This is a genomic window from Nocardia sp. NPDC051463 (assembly GCF_040681975.1).
Lineage (GTDB): Bacteria > Actinomycetota > Actinomycetes > Mycobacteriales > Mycobacteriaceae > Nocardia.
Window position 1 is genome coordinate 222,516 of sequence record NZ_JBFBAB010000002.1, and the last position, 15,911, is coordinate 238,426.

Sequence of the window (15,911 nt, forward strand, 5' to 3'; positions counted from 1 at the left end):
GGCGCCGGTCAGTAGGGGCACTTGCCGCCGCGCAACTCGTCGAGGTGGCGCTCGATCAGCTGGGCCAGCCGGTCGAGCAGTCCGGTAGCGTCCTCGAACAGGCCCGAATCAGCTTGTGCGGCAAGAGCGATAGCGACGTTGCCGGACTTGGTCGGCACCACGCCGAACTGGCGAACCAGATAGGCGCCGGTGTCGTCGTCCGGGCCCCAGCCGCCTTTGAACTCGGCACCGGCGATCGAGCCGAGGCCCCAGCGCTGATCCGGCGCGATCTGTTCCATCAGTTCGGTCACGGTGGCGGCCTGCGCAAGACACGGCAGTCGTGAGGCGAACCTGGCTTGGTTGGCCAGCGTCCACTCGGTCGCCCCGAACGAGTTGTAGTCCAACCGGGTTCGGGGTCCGGGCACACCGGTCACGGCATCGCCAGCCTCGTCGAGGATGTCCTGGACGGCCTGGGCGGCCTCGAGGCCATCGCCGAGCGACTCCCACAGTGCCTCGGCCGCACCGTTATCCGAAACAGTGATCGCGGCCTCGGCGTTCTCGGCCGCGCCTTCGGGATCCCGGCGCAATGCAGCTATCGCCAGGGGAACCTTGATGGTCGACCAGGCGATGCCGCTGGTCCAGTCGCCGAAGATGGTCATTCGGCCGCCACCGACCGGGATGATCGCCATCCCGACCTGGCCGGGCAGACGGGGCTGGAGCTGGGTGAAATCCGCGGCGAGCGAGTCGGGCAGCGTGACCGACAAATCCGGATGCCACGATCCGGCGGTGTCGACGGTGATCGTCGGTGCGGCCGCGGGGTCGTGCTCGTCCGGCAACAGGACACAGGAGGTGAGCGCGAGCAGCGTGACGAGGGCAGCACAGTGCAACACCGCCCGACACGCAGGAACTGTTCTCAAGACCTCACCACCGCGTCCTCCCCACCACCACAACGTGTGACCGTTGTCCATCGGCGGTGCAAAACTTACCTGTGCTACTCGAATACCCGTTCGGTCGGTGACCGAACACAAGATCATCATCGCGCCGCTGGATGGTGACGCGAAGATGATGCCTCATGGATAGTTTTGCCGATTTTCGCGGAGAATTCGAAACGTCGTGGCCAGGGGGCCACCGGCCGGTCAGCCGCCCAGGCTGGCCCTCGGCCGGGCGCGGGCAGCGGACGGACCGAAGTCCGGCTGCGACTATTAGGCTGATGGTGCTTTTATCACCTCGAAGGGGGTCGCGTTGCTGAACAGCGGTGAGGTGTTTGCCGGGTTCACCATCGAGCGTCTGCTCGGGCAGGGCGGCATGGGGTCGGTGTACCTGGCGCGCCACCCTCGGCTGTCTCGGCAGACGGCGTTGAAACTGCTCAACCGCGAGCTGTTCACCAAGGCCGAGTTGCGCGCGCGGTTCGAGCGTGAGGCCGATCTGGCCGCGCACTTGGACCACCCGAATATTGTCGCCGTCTACGACCGCGGCTCCGAAGACGATCAGCTGTGGATCTCCATGCAGTACATCGACGGCATCGATGCGGCGACGGTGAATCCGCAGACGCTGCCGCCCGAGCGCGCGGTGCAGATCATCGAGGGAGTCGCGGACGCACTGGATTACGCGCATGGCATGGGCGTGCTGCACCGCGACGTGAAGCCGGCGAACATCATGCTGGCGCGTTCGGTCGGCGGGCAGGGCGAGCGGGTGTTCCTCACCGATTTCGGTATCGCGCGGTTGCGTGAGGATTCCACCCACCTGACCCAGGTCGGCATGTTCACCGCGACCTTGGCCTATGCGTCACCGGAACAGATGACCGGCGCGCACCTCGACCATCGCTCCGACCAGTACTCGCTGGCCTGCGCGCTGTACTGGCTGTTCACCGGAATGGCCCCGTTCGATTCGCCCGACCCGAACGACATCATCCGCGGCCATCTGCAATATGCCGCGCCACCACTGGCCACCAAACGCCAAGGCCTCAACCCGGTTCTGGACGGGGTGCTCGCCATGGCCATGGCCAAGCGTCCCGAGCATCGCTTCGCCACCTGCACCGAGTTCGCCGCGGCCGCGCGCCGCGCGCTCACCGCGCCCGCGGTGCAGGCGGCGACGGTTCAGGTCAACCCGGCCTACCCGCCTACCGGGTATCCCGGGCCGGGGGCTGCACTCGCGGTGCCGTCGGCAAATCCGGTCGCCGTGCTGCCGCCCGGAGCGCCGCCGCACGTGCCATCTGCACAGGGTGCTGCGGCCGACCAAGCCGCATTCGCGCAGCAGGTGCCCGCGCAGGCCGTGCCATCGGCATCGCCCGGATATGGTGGTGCGCCCCAACCGCATTCGCCCTACCCCGCCCAGCCTCCCGTCAATCCCGTTGTCGCCCAGCCGATGCAGGCCCCGCCGCAGCATCCGGGGACCTCGCAACCCGGTGCGGCACCACCCGGGTATCCGCCGCCGAACGTGCCGAATTACGTTGGCCCACTGCCGATGCCGCCGAGTCGTTCTACCGGCGCCATCGGCTGGCTTGTCCTCGGTGTGGTGGTTGTGGTGGTCGCTGTCGTCGCGTTCCTCGGGGTCATGGCCTTCGACTCGGATTCGGGCGAGGATTCCGCGGCGTCGCCCGCGCCGTCGGTGCCGGTGTCGACCCCGGCCGCCTTGCCCGCGGATCCGCTGGCACCGAGTCGTCGCGCATTTCCGAATCTGTTGCCGCAAGGCACCGGCGCGTTCGGTGACGCGGAACTTCAGGATGCGGAATGCCTGGCGCGCAAGCCCGCGGACGGCGTTCGACTCAAAGATGAACTGCTGCAAGCCAGCCGCTGGGTGGTGGCGTGGGAGTGCAGCCGCGGCATCGCCGACAGCAACCACATGAACTACACGATCCTCGGTTACGAGTCCGCCGGCGCCGCGCAGGCAGTCGTGGCGGCGCTCCCGCCGAATAACGCGATGCCGTCGCGTAAGGACGGTGCGGGACAGACGGCGCATCTATGGATCGTTCCGGATCCGCCCGGCCCGCTCGCGCAGTTCTATCACACGGCAAAACTGGTGGTCGGCTTCGAATCCGATCCCGCTCGCGCGAATTACCTGCTGTACACGAGCTATCACGGCACCTCGGGCGACCCGCGGACCGCGCCGCCTTCGGCCCAGGAGGCCGTGCTGACCTGGTGGGCCGCCGCGCCGCTATAGCGTCCGCACCGCGTCGTCTCAGCACAGGCCGCGCAACAACACCGCTGCCTCCTTGCGCGATCGGAGTCAGTCGACGGCCAGCGCCTCCACGATCGGCATCCGGGCAGCGCGCAGTGCCGGGGGGATGGAGCCGAGCAGGGCCAGCACCAGTGCGGCGGTTCCGTAGACGAGCAGGATCGGGCTCGGCGCGTAGCGGATATCGATGGTCATGGCGTGTCCCATCGCAACGGTGGCCAGGAGCTGCACTGCCGCGCCGACCGCGAGACCCAGTGCGGCACCGATCAACCCGATGCCTGCGGCCTCGGCGAGCACCGAACGCAGCAGGAACTTGCGGCTGGTGCCCATGGCGCGCAGCACGCCGAGTTCGCGGCGTCGTTCGAGCACCGAGAGCATCAGTGTGTTCAGCAACGCCACCGTCGCGACCAGCATCACGATCCAGAGGATGGCCGCGCTCATCGCCGCACCCTGTCGCACGCTCGACGAGATAGCGGTCACCGTGGCCGCGCCGGTGTCGACGTGCATGCCTGCCGGGGCCACCTGCCGGATCGCGGCCGCTACCGTGCTGTGGTCCACGCCCGGTTGCAGGGTGACCGCAAGGATCGTCTCGCCCGGTCGCTCGTACCACTGGCGCAGCTGCCCGAGATCCATCACGACCACGCCGGCGATGGCGGAGAAGTACGGAATCACCTGCAGCACGGTGGTGGTGTGATCACCTGTCGGCGTCGGCAGCGTGACGTCGGAGCCCACATGCGCCCCAAGCGATCTGGCGACGTCGCGCGAGATCACTACGCCCTGGCCCGCGCCCATGCGCGCCACCACCTCGCGATCCACCGCACTGGTCACCGAACCGTCGATCTCAGTGGGATACCCCTGCAACATCACGCGACCGCTGCCGAGGGTGGCGAACGCCATCTGCGCCGGACGCACCGCGGAGACACCCGGGACCGCGGCGATCTTGTCCCGCAGGTCGCTCGGCAGCAGCGGCCCGGTGGGGAATTGCTCCATGGCGGTCGGACTCACATAGAGGTCGGTATTGCCCAGATCGTCGAAAGTGGCGGTGGCCGAGTCGACCATATTGCGCGAAGCGCCGCCCATGGCGACGGTGGCGGCCACCCCGATCATCACCGTCATGGCTGTCGCCCACACGCGTCGCGGTGCGCGTTCCAGCGTGGTCGCGCCCAGGGCGCCGGGAGCACCGAACAGGCGGGCCACCGCGGCGGTGGCGTGCACGATCGGCCCGGTCGCGGCGAAGCAGAGCGCAACGGCCGCGGTGAACGACAGGGAGATGGCAGCCAGCGAGAAGCGACCGAGGTCGGCCTCGGCGACGCTGATCGCCGCGGCGGTCAGTCCGAGCCCGACCACGATGTGCGCCCACCACAGCATCGGATTCACCCTGTCGGTCCGTGCCACCCCGACCGGGACCAAGGCCTCGATCGGCTCGACCTTGTACACCTGACGTGCCGCGATGGCCGCGGCCGCGACGGCGGCGAGTACACAGGCGGCGATCGCTACGGGAATCGCGTACCACGGCACCAGGTATTCGGTGCGTGCCTCCACCGACTGCACGATCGCCGCGGGCAGCCGGTCGATGGCGTTGCGGCCCATGACAACACCGAGCACCGCCCCGACCGCGCCGCCGAGCACACCGAGCAGCGCCGCTTCGACGAGCAGGTCGCGCACCATGGGCGCGCGTTGGCCGCCGATGGCACGCAGCAGCGACAACACCGGCCTGCGTTGCGCGACGGCCATACTCATCGCGTTATAGATAAGGAACGCCGAGACGATCAGCGCGGCCGCCGAGGACATCAGCGTCGAATACCGGACCAGCTGGATCGCACCGCCCGCCTGGATGGTGCGCAGACTCGGTTCGGCGACAACGGCACGGCCGGCGACGACCTCGGTCAGCGCGGCGCGCAGTGCTCCGAGGTCGGCGCCGTGCGCGGGAACGATCTGAATGGAGTCGAGCCGTCCGGGCCGCCCCGTCACCTGCTGTGCGACCCCCAGCGGGGCGGCGACGATGTGACCACCATTGAGCTGCTCGGATCTGTTGTCGTCGAGAACGCCTGCGACGGTCACGGTTCCGGATCCGAGTGCGAATCTCTCACCCTCGACGCGGCCCATCGCGGCACCGACGAGCACGCCGTTGGGCACGCTCAGCAGCTTGCCCGCCTGCGCGCCCATGGGGCCGGCCAACTCGCTGCCGAGCGCGGCGATGCTCGCGTCGGCGCCGATCAGCAGGGCGCGTTCGGCGCCGCTGCCGATCTGGGTGCGCAACATCGGCACCGCCTTCTCGACGCCGGGCGTCGTGGCGATCCGTTGTTGCAGTCGCTGATCGAAGCCCGCGTCGGTGACACCGGTGATCTCCAGCACGGCCTGACCGCCCAGGCTGTGGGTGAGTCGATCCACCGAACCGGTGACCGAGCCGGAGATGCTGAATACCGCGACGAGCAGGCCCGCCGAAACGCCCATCACGGTCAGCGACATGAGGGTCCGGCCGCGATGCGCGAGCAGTTCGCGGATATTGAACAGCCGCAGCCGATCCCACGCAGCACGGATCATGCCCGCACCGTGCGCTGTTCGCGCTCCACCTTGTCGTTGGAGCCGATCCGACCGTCGCGCAACGTGATCACCCGATCGCAATACTCGATGGCACCCATATCGTGGGTCACCATCACCACCGAGTTGCCGTTGCTCGCGATATCGCCGAGCAGTTTCAGGATCGAAGCACCGGTCTTCGAATCGAGATTGCCGGTGGGTTCGTCGGCCAGGATCAGCGGCGGGTCCATGATCAACGCCCGCGCGACCGCGACCCGCTGCATCTGACCGCCGGATAGTTCGGCAGGCCGGTGCGCGGCGCGGTCGCCGAGCCCGACCAGGTCGAGCAGTTCCAGCGCGCGCGGCTTGGCCTTGCGTAATCCGGTGCCGTCCAACAGCTTCGGAATCGCGACGTTCTCCCATGCGGTCAGCGTCGGAAGCAGATTGAAGAACTGGAAGATGAAACCGACACGATGGCGCCGGAACTCGGACTGTTTTTCCTCCTCCAGTGAGCCTATCTCCGCACCCTGGAAGCGAATCGACCCGGAATCGGGGCTGTCCAGCGCGCCGAGTAGATGCAGCAGCGTGCTCTTGCCCGAGCCGGAAGGGCCGATGATCGAGGTGAATTCGCCCGGGCCGATGCGGAGGCTGACGCCGTCGAGCGCGCGCACGGTCTGCTCACCCACCCGGTAGTGCTTGGTGATGTCCGACAGCTCCAACATCGCGTGGTCCGACATAGCTTCCCCCACTTTCTTTTCGTTGCTTATTGCGCCATGGCCCGCGACCTCAGGTCGCTGCGCCGATGGTGCGCGTCGAGCACCGCCCGCAGCGCTGGTTGTTCCGAGGCGAGTTCGAGGTAGACCTCGACGGCAGACTTCCCCTCCAGCAGAGCCTGCTCCATTTTCGCGTCGAAATGTAGATTCCACCGATATCGCAGTGCGAGCAATAAGCCGTCCGGACCCCCGAAGAGTCGTTCCAACCCCGGGATTTCCGAGAACAGGTCTGGACCGTCCGGATCGACTGCCGCACGGGTGAGCACGGTGTGCACAATGTCGGTTCGGGCGTGCTGATCTTCCCAAGACATGGCATTCGCCTTCCGTGATGTGTTCGTCTCCGGCCGCGAATGACGCAACGCGAAGCGGATGCTGTTCACGCTACGGCCGCCGAAAAGCGCTGTCTTCGTGCCAGGGACCCGAATCGATCTCCGCCCGTGGTAGGAGAGTCGGACCGCTCCAGGGACGATGACCAGGGCCGGTCGGGCGGTTAGCCTTGGATGATGGATGTGACCCGCGCCATGATCTCGCCTGCGGGCGGCGGACCGGCGATTCCGTTCCGGGAGACCGGGACCAACTGGTCACGTACCGTCGCGTTCGCGCGCCACCCCATCGCGGTGGCCAGGCAGAACATCGAAGAACTTCCGTTCGACTACCCGCCCTCGCTGATTGTCAGCGCCGACGTGGCGTTGTTGCTGGTCGGTGTCGCGGCGACGGCACAGCGTCACAGCTATTTCCCGACGGCAGTGCCGGTGCTGGCCATGGTGCTGATGTTCATCGCCGCACCGCTGTTCTGCATTTTCGGCGTGCGTCCGTGGCCGTGGATCGTCGCGTGCTCCGGGATGGCCGCGATGGCGTTGTTCCTGATCCAGCCGGTGTCGGGGGACTTCGCCCCGTTCGTTCTCATCGTCAGCGTCGGCGAAGTGGCCGCCATCGCCCCCAAGCGCGCCAGCGTGCTCTTCGGTGTTGTCGCGATAGTGGAACTGCTCGCCTTCGACCTGGCGGGAAATCTGCAGTGGAGCCCGACGGGTGCGCGGCTGGAAGGGCTGCCGATGTACATCCTCGGGATCGCGCTCGGCTGGCTGGTCGGTGTGATGATGCAGTACCAACGCCGGTTCCTGTACCAGGAACGCGAGTTCCAGGACATTCGAGCAGCTCGAGCCGCCGACGAGGAACGTCGCAGGATCGCTCGCGAGGTGCACGACGTGATCGCGCACTCGTTGAGCATCACACTGCTGCATCTCACCGCGGCGCGGCACGCGCTGCAGACCGATCGCGATGTCGATGACGCGGTCGAGGCGCTCGTCGATGCGGAGCGGCTCGGCAGGCAGGCCATGGCCGACATCCGGCGCACCATCGGCCTGCTCGATGTGCAGCCCTCGAAGGACGCTCCGGAGCCCGGCGTCGAGGACATCGAGGGTCTGGTCGGTGATTTCGTGCGCGCGGGACTGGATGTCCGCTACACCGGCGCTGCCGACCTGGGCATGGTGTCGGCAGCGGTCGGGCTCGCGCTGTACCGGATCGGGCAGGAGTCGCTGGCCAATGTCGTCAAACACGCGCCGGGCGCGGCCGCGTCGGTCGGGCTCGCGGTGGACGCCGCCGCGGTGACCCTCGTCGTGAACAACACACTGCCCGAGGGCTTGCCGCCGAATCGAGGACATGGGATGGGGTTGTCCGGTATGGCCCAGCGGGCCCAATTGCTCGGCGGCCGGATCACCGCCGGTCCCTTCGACGACGGCTGGTCGGTGCGCGCGCAGTTCCCGCTGACGGGCCGATCCGGGCCGTGGTGTTCGCTGCTGGGCCAGACCTCGGCGCGGGAGGACGCGTGAGCTCACCGGGACCGGCCAATGACGAGGTCGCCGTGTTGGTCGTCGACGATCAGGAACTGGTTCGCGGTGGACTGCGGCGAATCCTGCGCAGGCGCGACGGTTTCCTCGTGACGGAATGCTCGGACGGGGACGAAGTGCCTGCGGCACTCGTGGACAAACGCCCCGACGTTGTTCTCATGGACCTGCGCATGAAACGCATCGGCGGCATCGATGCCACCCGAATGCTGCGCACCACAGACGACGCCCCGCCAGTTCTCGTGCTCACCACTTTCGACGACGACCAGTTGCTGTCGGGTGCGCTGCGCGCGGGGGCGGCCGGGTTCATCCTCAAGGATTCGCCCGCCGAGGATCTGATCCGCGCGGTGCGGACGGTGGCTGCGGGCGGAGCCTGGCTCGACCCCGCGGTCACCGGCCGGGTGCTCACCGCCTACCGCACCGTGCGACCCGTGCGTCCCCCCGACTCCCGGCTTCCGGAGCTGACCGCACGCGAGTACGAAGTGCTCGAACTGATCGGCCGCGGTCGAGTCAACACCGAGATCGCTGGTGAACTCGGCATCTCGGAAGTCACCGTGAAAAGCCATGTCGGGCACATATTCGGCAAGCTCGAGCTGCGCGATCGGGCCGCCGCGATCGTCTTTGCGTTTGACCACGGGGTGGTGTCACCAGGAGAATCCACTGTTCGACGGGCAGAACCCGATCGCGAACCGACGTGATTGGCGGTGCGTGATCCCAGCTCGGGATGTGGAGGAATGACGGGGTGGACGGACCTGGTCGGAGGGTCGGAAGTCGATTCGGGCCGTATGAGCTGCGCTCGCTACTCGGCAAAGGCGGCATGGGCGAGGTCTACGAGGCCTACGACGCGGTGAAGGACCGTGTGGTTGCGGTGAAGCTGCTCTCGGAGGAGCTGGCCCAGGACCCGGCCTACCAGGTGCGCTTCCGGCGCGAATCGCAGGCCGCCGCACGGCTGGCCGAGCCGCACATCATCCCTATCCACGATTGGGGCGTGATCGATGGCGTGCTGTTCATCGACATGCGCCTGGTACCCGGCATAGATCTGCGTTCGCTGCTGCGCCACGAGGGGCCGTTGAGCGCCGAACGCGCGATCGGGATCATCGAGCAGATCGCCGCGGCCCTTGACGCCGCACACGCCGACGGTCTGGTACACCGCGACGTCAAGCCCGCCAACATCCTGGTAACCGACGCGGATTTCGCCTATCTCGTCGACTTCGGTATCGCCTACACCGAGGGCGACAGCGCGATGACCCAGGTCGGGATGGCTATCGGCTCCTATACCTACATGGCGCCGGAGCGGTTCGACGTCGGCCAGGTCACCGGCCGCGCCGACATCTATTCGCTGGCCTGTGTGCTGCACGAATGCCTTACCGGATCAACACCCTTCCCGGTGGCGAGCATGAGTGTGCTGATCCGCTCGCACCTTTCCGAGCCGCCGCCGCGACCGAGCGTGCAGCGGCCGGGGATCCCGGCCTCGATGGACGCGGTGATCGCCCGCGGCATGGCCAAGGACCCCGCCGACCGGTATCCCACCGCAGCAGATCTGGCGCGGGCCGCCCGAGCCACCCTCGGCAGCGCGCCGACGGCGAGCAGTCCCACGTTCGTCGTGCGTGCGCCGGACCCGGCGACCTTCGGTCAGTCCGACCCCACCCTGGTGCAACGGCATTCGGCCTTCATTCCGCCGGAGACGACGGGCGAGCTGGTCATCCACCCCACCGGCCCGACGGTGGTCACACAGACCGACCTCCAGTTCACCCCGCTGCCGCCGCAACAGCCCGCGGGGTCGCCGTTCGGACCGCCCGCGCCCTATCCGCCCGCGCAGCAGCCGTCCGTTCGTCCTTTTCCTGATGCGCATCTGTATCAGGACAGCGAGCAGTACTCGCCGCCGCAGCCGTATTCGGAGCCGCAACATCCCGGCGCGCAGCAGTACGCGGACCCGCAGCCGAACTCCGGACCACCTCTGTTCGCAGACCAACATCCTGGTGGACGGCAGTATTCGGATCCGCAGCAGGCCCAGGAAACGCAGCGGTACCAAGCACCGCAGCGCCCCGAGCCGGCGTTCTATCCCGAGACACAGACCCTTTCGGATCCACAGCGGTTCTCCGGTAGCCCGTCGAATTCGCCTTTCCAGCAGCCACACCCACCACAGCACGCCGCGGGTCATGAGTTCCGCGCGTCCGACTACGCGGCGGCGGCCGATTCTCGCGCCCGCGGCGACTATGCGTCTCCCGGCGACTATGACGATGACGATGACGACGATTACTACGAGCCCGATTCGGCGGCGGACCCGTATTCCCCATCACCACAGCGGCGATCGATCGTAATGCCGATCCTGATCGGTGTGCTCACCGTCGTCGTGCTTTCGGTCGGCGCTGTGGTGAGCTGGCAGCTGTTCGGCTCCAACGATTCGGGGACCTCCGCCGCCGACGTCGAGCCCGGGTCGTCAGTGACCCCGACGACCCGCAACAGCACCACACCGAGCGCCTCGACTGCGCCCGCGAAGACCACCGCGCCCACGTCGTCGACTCCGGTCGCCCTGCCCGACAGCGCGCGCCCGTGCTCGGCAAGCGGATCAGGGCGTGGGGCGTTCACCCAGGTGGCCGCAGGCAGCCAAGTGACCAGTTGTGAGTTCGCCGAAGAGGTCCGCAGGGCTTACGCCGAGTCCGCGACCGCCAACGTCTCACGCGCACCGCGCTCGGTGGTGGCGACCAGCCCGGTCACCGGCCGGACATACACGATGAATTGCGTCGCAGACGGCCCGATGATCACCTGCAGCGGCGGTGAGAACGCCGTGGTGTATGTCTACTGAAACGGCAACCACAGCGAGCTCGCACCAGGTTCCGTGTCCGTCGATCGGTGCCTACCCTGTGCCGGCGTGGCACGGGTTGCTGCTGTTCAGCCTCCCGTGGCGATGACGTTCACGGCTCACGATGTGTCGGGTGCACCGGATTCAGCCAGGTGCGGTTCTCGTCATCCGGCTAAGGTTTCCGAAACCGTACTGACACCGGTACTGTGATGAGTTCGCAACGAGAATGTGTCCAAATATGTCTACTGTTCGATCCCGGCGCTTCCGCACGGTTGTCGGCGCCGCGGCGCTGGTCGCGCTGCTGCCGCTGACCGCCTGTGGGACCGGTACCGGTGCGAACTCGGCCGCGCCGCCGTCGAGCATCACCCAGGCCGCGGCGCACACCGACCAACAGCACCTGTCGATGACAATTCCGGGCACGCTCGCCGCCGGATTCGTCGAACTGCAGGCGGGCCTGCGCGGCCGTGTCGGCATGGCGATCATGGCGGTCGGCGGCGACAAAATGGTCACCTTCGGTGACTGGACCACCGGACCCGCCTGGTCGACCATGAAGGTCCCGCTGACAGTCGCCGCATTGCGCCGTAATTCGGCGAACTCGACCTATGCCGCCACCGCGGCGATCACCGCCTCGGACAACGCCGCCGCCGACACTCTGTGGCAATCGCTCGGCAGTGGTCAGGAAGCGGCGAAAGCGGTCGAGGCCGTGCTGCGCGAGGGCGGTGACACCAGAACCACGGTGCCGGCGACGCGGACCAGATCCGAGCACTCGGCATTCGGTCAGGCGGAGTGGACATTGGCTGACCAGGTTCGCTTCGTGTCGCGACTGCCATGCCTGTCGCAGACGGGGAGCGTCATCACGCTGATGGAGCAGATCACGCCCAACCAGCGCTGGGGACTCGGTGCGTTCACCGGTGCCGAATTCAAGGGCGGTTGGGGACCTGACCTCTCGGGCGCATACCTGGTTCGGCAGCTCGGCCTGGTGCCGACGTCGGATGGGCAGATCGCCGTCGCTATTGCGGCACAACCCGATTCGGGTTCGTTCTCGGAGGGAACGGCGGTGCTGGACAAGGTGGCAACGCTGATTTCGCAACACCTCGATGAACTCTCCGGCGGCGCCTGTTCCTGACTCGACCGGGTAGCGACGACCCTTGACGATCACGACTACGGGATGAGGTCGCGGGGCTCGCTGGCCTGTGTGCTCGACGAATGCCCTACCGGCGCACAGCCTTTCCCTTCGACGGGATGAGTCTGCTGATCCGGTCGCATCTTTCCGCGCCGACGCCCCTGCCGAGCGCCGGGCTGCCTGTGGCGGGCGGCGTGAGCGACGCGGGAAGCACCCGCTCGATAGTCGCCTATAGCCAGGCCGAGGAACGGGGACTACACCATGGAATGCGCAGCCGGCGACGAGTTCGTCACCTGCGCCAGCGGCGAGAATGCGATTGTCGATGTCTACTGACCGTTTCCGTAACCCAGGGTTCACGGGGGCGGGGCCCTACGGCCCCGCAGTGCCGGGCAAGATATCGGACATGCGCATCGGAGTCTTGACCGGAGGCGGAGACTGCCCAGGACTGAACGCGGTCATCCGCGCCGTCGTTCGCACGGCGAACGGCCGCTACGGAGACGCGATCATCGGTTTCCAGGACGGCTGGCGTGGCCTATTGGAAGACCGGAAGATCCCGATCCTCAATGACGATCGCACCGACCGGTTGCTCACCAAGGGCGGCACCATGCTCGGCACCGCCCGCACCAATCCGGACGTGCTGCGCGCCGGTCTGGGGCAGATCAGGCAGACGCTCGATGACAACGGCATCGAAGCGCTCATCCCGATCGGCGGCGAAGGAACGCTCACCGCCGCGAGCTGGCTGTCCGATGAAGGGGTCCCCGTGGTCGGGGTGCCCAAGACCATCGACAACGACATCGACTGCACCGACGTCACGTTCGGCCACGACACCGCGCTTTCCATCGCCACCGAGGCCATCGACCGGCTGCACACCACCGCGGAATCGCATCAGCGCGTGATGCTCGTCGAGGTGATGGGACGCCACGCGGGCTGGATCGCCATCCACGCGGGCATGGCCGCAGGCGCGCACCTGACCCTGGTGCCCGAGGTGCCGTTCGATGTGGACGAGGTGTGCACCATGATCAAGCGCCGCTTCCAGCGCGGCGACAAGCACTTCATCTGTGTCGTCGCCGAGGGCGCGCACCCGGCGCCGGATGCCGGATTCACGTTGCGCGAGGGCGGCATCGATGAGTTCGGCCACGAGCGCTTCACCGGTGTCGCCCAGCAGCTCGGCGTCGAAATCGAACGCCGCATCGGCAAGGAAGTCCGCACCACCGTCCTCGGCCACGTCCAGCGCGGCGGCAGTCCGACCCCCTACGACCGCGTTCTCGCCACCCGCTTCGGCCTGCACGCCGCTGAAGCCGTGCACGCGGGACACTTCGGCCAAATGGTGTCCCTGCGTGGTACCTCGATCGACCTCGTCCCGCTGTCGGAGGCCACCAAGCAGTTGAAGCGGGTTCCCGAGGACCGCTACCGCGAAGCGGAGGCATTCTTCGGCTGAGCTTTGCTCGTGGGTCCGGAACGCGTTGTAGAACAGATAGCGGCTGATGCTACCTATGGCTATATGAGCAGGACGATCAGCCAGGCGGAGCTGCGGAATGGCAGCGCCGGTGTGATGGCTGCTCTCGAAGCGGGTGAATGCTTCATCATTACCCGCAACGGTCGTCCAGTGGGTGAGCTGCGACCGTTGGCCCCGAAACGGGAGATCACCACCGCTGAGCTGAAGCAGCGACTGGCCCGCTTTGCCCGCGCCGGGTCGAGTGCCGAAGAACGTGCACAGGTGGACGCAGTTTTCGGTGAAGACCGGCTCGATGACCAGTGAGCGCCACGACGCGGGCCTGCTCGACACCTGTGTGCTGATCGATCTCGACGAGCTGCCGGAAGATCGGCTTCCGATCGTATCGAAGGTCAGCGCCGTGACCCTTGCCGAACTCGGGTTGGGTATCGCAGCGGCACCCGACGCGATCATTCGGCTGCTGCGCACCGAGCGCTTGCAGGAGTTCGAAAGTTCCTTCGAGTCGTTGCCGTTCACGGCCGAAGCGGCTCGCCGATTCACGCTGATGGCGGGCCTGGTCACCGCTGGTGGCCGCAGCCCGAAGCCGCGAAAATTCGATCTGATGATCGGGGCCGTCGCATCGGTGCACGGCTTGCCCCTGTACACCCGTAACCCGAAAGGCTTTCAGGGTCTCGAGCAGGTATTGACAGTCGTGTCAGTGTGATTCGGTGATTCATCCGACCATTTCCGCGGCGTAGGTACTGTGGTGGCCATGCGCAATGGACGAGTGGTCGCGTTCGTTCTGTTTGTCGTTGCCACCATGGTGGCCGGGTGTTCGTCGGGATCCGACAACCCGCCCAACCCGGTGACCGGTGACTGGAAGGGGGCGATCCAGACTCCGGGGAAGCCGCTCGATATCGGGGTGACCTTCGCCGACAACGGCACCGCCACCATCGACATCCCCGTGCAGGGTGTGCACGAGACACCGCTGAAGGATGTGAAGACCGACCGTGACGCAGTGGAATTCGCCATCCCCGACATCCCGGGTGACCCGAGGTTCCACGGCAGGTACGACGCAGGCGCGGGCAAGATCACCGGTGACTTCACCCAGGGCGGGCAGAGTTTCCCGTTGGCGATGGAGCGCGGCAAGGTCGCTGCGCTCCCGCGGCCACAGGAGCCGAAACCGCCTTTCCCGTACCGGTCCGAGGACGTCACCTACCGCAGCGGCGACATCACCATCGCGGGCACACTCACCCAGCCGCAGGGCAACGGGCCCTTCCCTGCGGTGCTGCTGATCACCGGCAGCGGCCCCCAGGATCGCGACGAGGCACTGATGGGCCACAAGCCGTTCCTGCTCATCGCCGACACCCTGACTCGCGCGGGGTACGCGGTGTTGCGTACCGACGACCGCGGTGTCGGCGGTACCGGCGGCAACCTCGACACAGCGAGCTACACCGACCTGTCGGGCGATGCCGGGGCAGGTGTGAGTTTCCTGCGCGGCCGTCCGGACATCGACCCGGCCCGGGTCGGACTGTTCGGCCACAGCGAAGGCGGCTACCTCGCGCCTCTGGTGGCCTCGCGTCCCGGCAGCGGCGTCGCTTTTGTCATCGCGATGGCAGGCCCATCCGTGGTCGGCGCCGATGTGGTGAACGAGCAGACCGAACTGATCGGCGCGGCACAGGGCACCCCGCCCGAAGAACTGGCCGCGCAGGTCCGCGACACTACCGCGGTGACCGCGCTGCTGCGGACCGGTGATGTCGAGGGTGCCAAGAAGCTGGCTCGCGAACAGTACGCGGCACTCCCAGAGGGTAAACGCACCAAGGCAGCCGACCTCGAAGCTCAGATCACCCCGTACTTCGCGGCGTTGGTCGCCTACGATCCGGCACCCGCACTGAAGGCGCTGCGTGTGCCGGTCCTCGCCTTCTACGGTGGCAAAGACCTCCAGGTTCCCGCCGCCCAGAACGAACAGCCGATGCGTGACAACCTCGCCGCCGACCCCGACGCGACGGTGCTCACTTTCCCCGGCCTCAACCACCTCATGCAGCCCACCGAGACCGGCTTGCCCAGCGAATACAACACTATCGAGACCACCATCTCGCCAGAGGTGCTGGCCTACGTCACCACCTGGCTGACCCAGCGGGTCCCGCCGAAGTGATCGCGGCTGCTCCGGTTGCCACTTCGACACCCGACGGTGATCGATGTGGCTACCGATAGTGGCTGGTAGCCGCCGCCGGATCGGCCGCAGGAACCCTCGGAATCCGAC

13 protein-coding genes are annotated in these 15,911 nt (G+C 67.2%); 9 read left to right on the forward strand and 4 right to left on the reverse strand.

The features are described 5' to 3' along the window. Positions 1-8: 8 nt before the first annotated feature. A complete protein-coding gene (locus AB0M74_RS06700; protein ID WP_364902400.1) occupies positions 9-896 on the reverse strand; it encodes a hypothetical protein in 888 nt (295 codons plus the stop codon). A gap of 325 nt (positions 897-1,221) precedes the next feature. On the opposite strand from AB0M74_RS06700, the gene AB0M74_RS06705 reads away from it, so the two are divergent. Continuing rightward, complete coding sequence (locus tag AB0M74_RS06705; protein ID WP_364902402.1) at positions 1,222-3,138, forward strand: protein kinase; 1,917 nt, start codon at positions 1,222-1,224, stop codon at positions 3,136-3,138. Between the two features lie 66 nt (positions 3,139-3,204). Here AB0M74_RS06705 and AB0M74_RS06710 read toward each other — a convergent pair whose 3' ends face one another. From AB0M74_RS06710 to AB0M74_RS06720, 3 genes are read right to left on the reverse strand one after another with little or no spacing between them, the layout of a single operon-like run. Then, positions 3,205-5,697 (reverse strand): FtsX-like permease family protein, encoded by a 2,493-nt coding sequence (locus AB0M74_RS06710; protein WP_364902404.1) that lies wholly within the window; start codon positions 5,695-5,697, stop codon positions 3,205-3,207. After that, positions 5,694-6,395: an ABC transporter ATP-binding protein gene (locus AB0M74_RS06715; protein ID WP_364902406.1), complete on the reverse strand. Its 702-nt coding sequence runs from the start codon at positions 6,393-6,395 to the stop codon at positions 5,694-5,696. Before AB0M74_RS06715 ends, AB0M74_RS06710 begins: the two co-directional genes overlap by 4 nt. A 41-nt stretch (positions 6,396-6,436) precedes the next feature. Beyond that, entirely contained in the window at positions 6,437-6,757 is a 321-nt protein-coding gene (locus AB0M74_RS06720) for a hypothetical protein (RefSeq protein WP_364902408.1), read from the reverse strand. Positions 6,758-6,946: 189 nt separating this feature from the next. On the opposite strand from AB0M74_RS06720, the gene AB0M74_RS06725 reads away from it, so the two are divergent. The 8 genes from AB0M74_RS06725 (at position 6,947) to AB0M74_RS06760 (ending at position 15,803) form a co-directional block, all read left to right on the forward strand. Continuing rightward, positions 6,947-8,275 (forward strand): histidine kinase, encoded by a 1,329-nt coding sequence (locus AB0M74_RS06725; protein WP_364902410.1) that lies wholly within the window; start codon positions 6,947-6,949, stop codon positions 8,273-8,275. After that, positions 8,272-8,988, forward strand: coding sequence for a response regulator transcription factor (locus AB0M74_RS06730; protein ID WP_364902411.1), 717 nt, complete (start codon positions 8,272-8,274; stop codon positions 8,986-8,988). Before AB0M74_RS06725 ends, AB0M74_RS06730 begins: the two co-directional genes overlap by 4 nt. A gap of 44 nt (positions 8,989-9,032) precedes the next feature. Beyond that, a complete protein-coding gene (locus AB0M74_RS06735; protein ID WP_364902412.1) occupies positions 9,033-11,096 on the forward strand; it encodes a protein kinase in 2,064 nt (687 codons plus the stop codon). A 235-nt stretch (positions 11,097-11,331) separates the two neighbouring features. Continuing rightward, on the forward strand, positions 11,332-12,219 hold the full coding sequence (locus tag AB0M74_RS06740) for a hypothetical protein (RefSeq protein ID WP_364902414.1): 888 nt from the start codon (positions 11,332-11,334) through the stop codon (positions 12,217-12,219). A 400-nt stretch (positions 12,220-12,619) separates the two neighbouring features. Beyond that, positions 12,620-13,654: an ATP-dependent 6-phosphofructokinase gene (locus AB0M74_RS06745; protein WP_364902712.1), complete on the forward strand. Its 1,035-nt coding sequence runs from the start codon at positions 12,620-12,622 to the stop codon at positions 13,652-13,654. 63 nt (positions 13,655-13,717) lie between these two features. Continuing rightward, positions 13,718-13,975: a prevent-host-death protein gene (locus AB0M74_RS06750; protein WP_364902416.1), complete on the forward strand. Its 258-nt coding sequence runs from the start codon at positions 13,718-13,720 to the stop codon at positions 13,973-13,975. Beyond that, positions 13,965-14,372 (forward strand): type II toxin-antitoxin system VapC family toxin, encoded by a 408-nt coding sequence (locus AB0M74_RS06755; RefSeq protein WP_364902418.1) that lies wholly within the window; start codon positions 13,965-13,967, stop codon positions 14,370-14,372. Before AB0M74_RS06750 ends, AB0M74_RS06755 begins: the two co-directional genes overlap by 11 nt. Before the next feature lie 48 nt (positions 14,373-14,420). After that, positions 14,421-15,803, forward strand: coding sequence for an alpha/beta fold hydrolase (locus AB0M74_RS06760; protein WP_364902420.1), 1,383 nt, complete (start codon positions 14,421-14,423; stop codon positions 15,801-15,803). Positions 15,804-15,911: the final 108 nt, after the last annotated feature.

Excerpts from the sequence above, each read along its gene's own strand:
- AB0M74_RS06745 (WP_364902712.1), top strand. The coding sequence starts at position 12,620 with ATGCGCATCGGAGTCTTGACCGGAGGCGGAGACTGCCCAGGACTGAAC.
- AB0M74_RS06725 (WP_364902410.1), top strand. The coding sequence starts at position 6,947 with ATGATGGATGTGACCCGCGCCATGATCTCGCCTGCGGGCGGCGGACCG.
- AB0M74_RS06715 (WP_364902406.1), bottom strand. The coding sequence starts at position 6,395 with ATGTTGGAGCTGTCGGACATCACCAAGCACTACCGGGTGGGTGAGCAG.
- AB0M74_RS06710 (WP_364902404.1), bottom strand. The coding sequence starts at position 5,697 with ATGATCCGTGCTGCGTGGGATCGGCTGCGGCTGTTCAATATCCGCGAA.
- AB0M74_RS06760 (WP_364902420.1), top strand. The coding sequence starts at position 14,421 with ATGCGCAATGGACGAGTGGTCGCGTTCGTTCTGTTTGTCGTTGCCACC.
- AB0M74_RS06720 (WP_364902408.1), bottom strand. The coding sequence starts at position 6,757 with ATGTCTTGGGAAGATCAGCACGCCCGAACCGACATTGTGCACACCGTG.
- AB0M74_RS06750 (WP_364902416.1), top strand. The coding sequence starts at position 13,718 with ATGAGCAGGACGATCAGCCAGGCGGAGCTGCGGAATGGCAGCGCCGGT.
- AB0M74_RS06740 (WP_364902414.1), top strand. The coding sequence starts at position 11,332 with ATGTCTACTGTTCGATCCCGGCGCTTCCGCACGGTTGTCGGCGCCGCG.
- AB0M74_RS06755 (WP_364902418.1), top strand. The coding sequence starts at position 13,965 with ATGACCAGTGAGCGCCACGACGCGGGCCTGCTCGACACCTGTGTGCTG.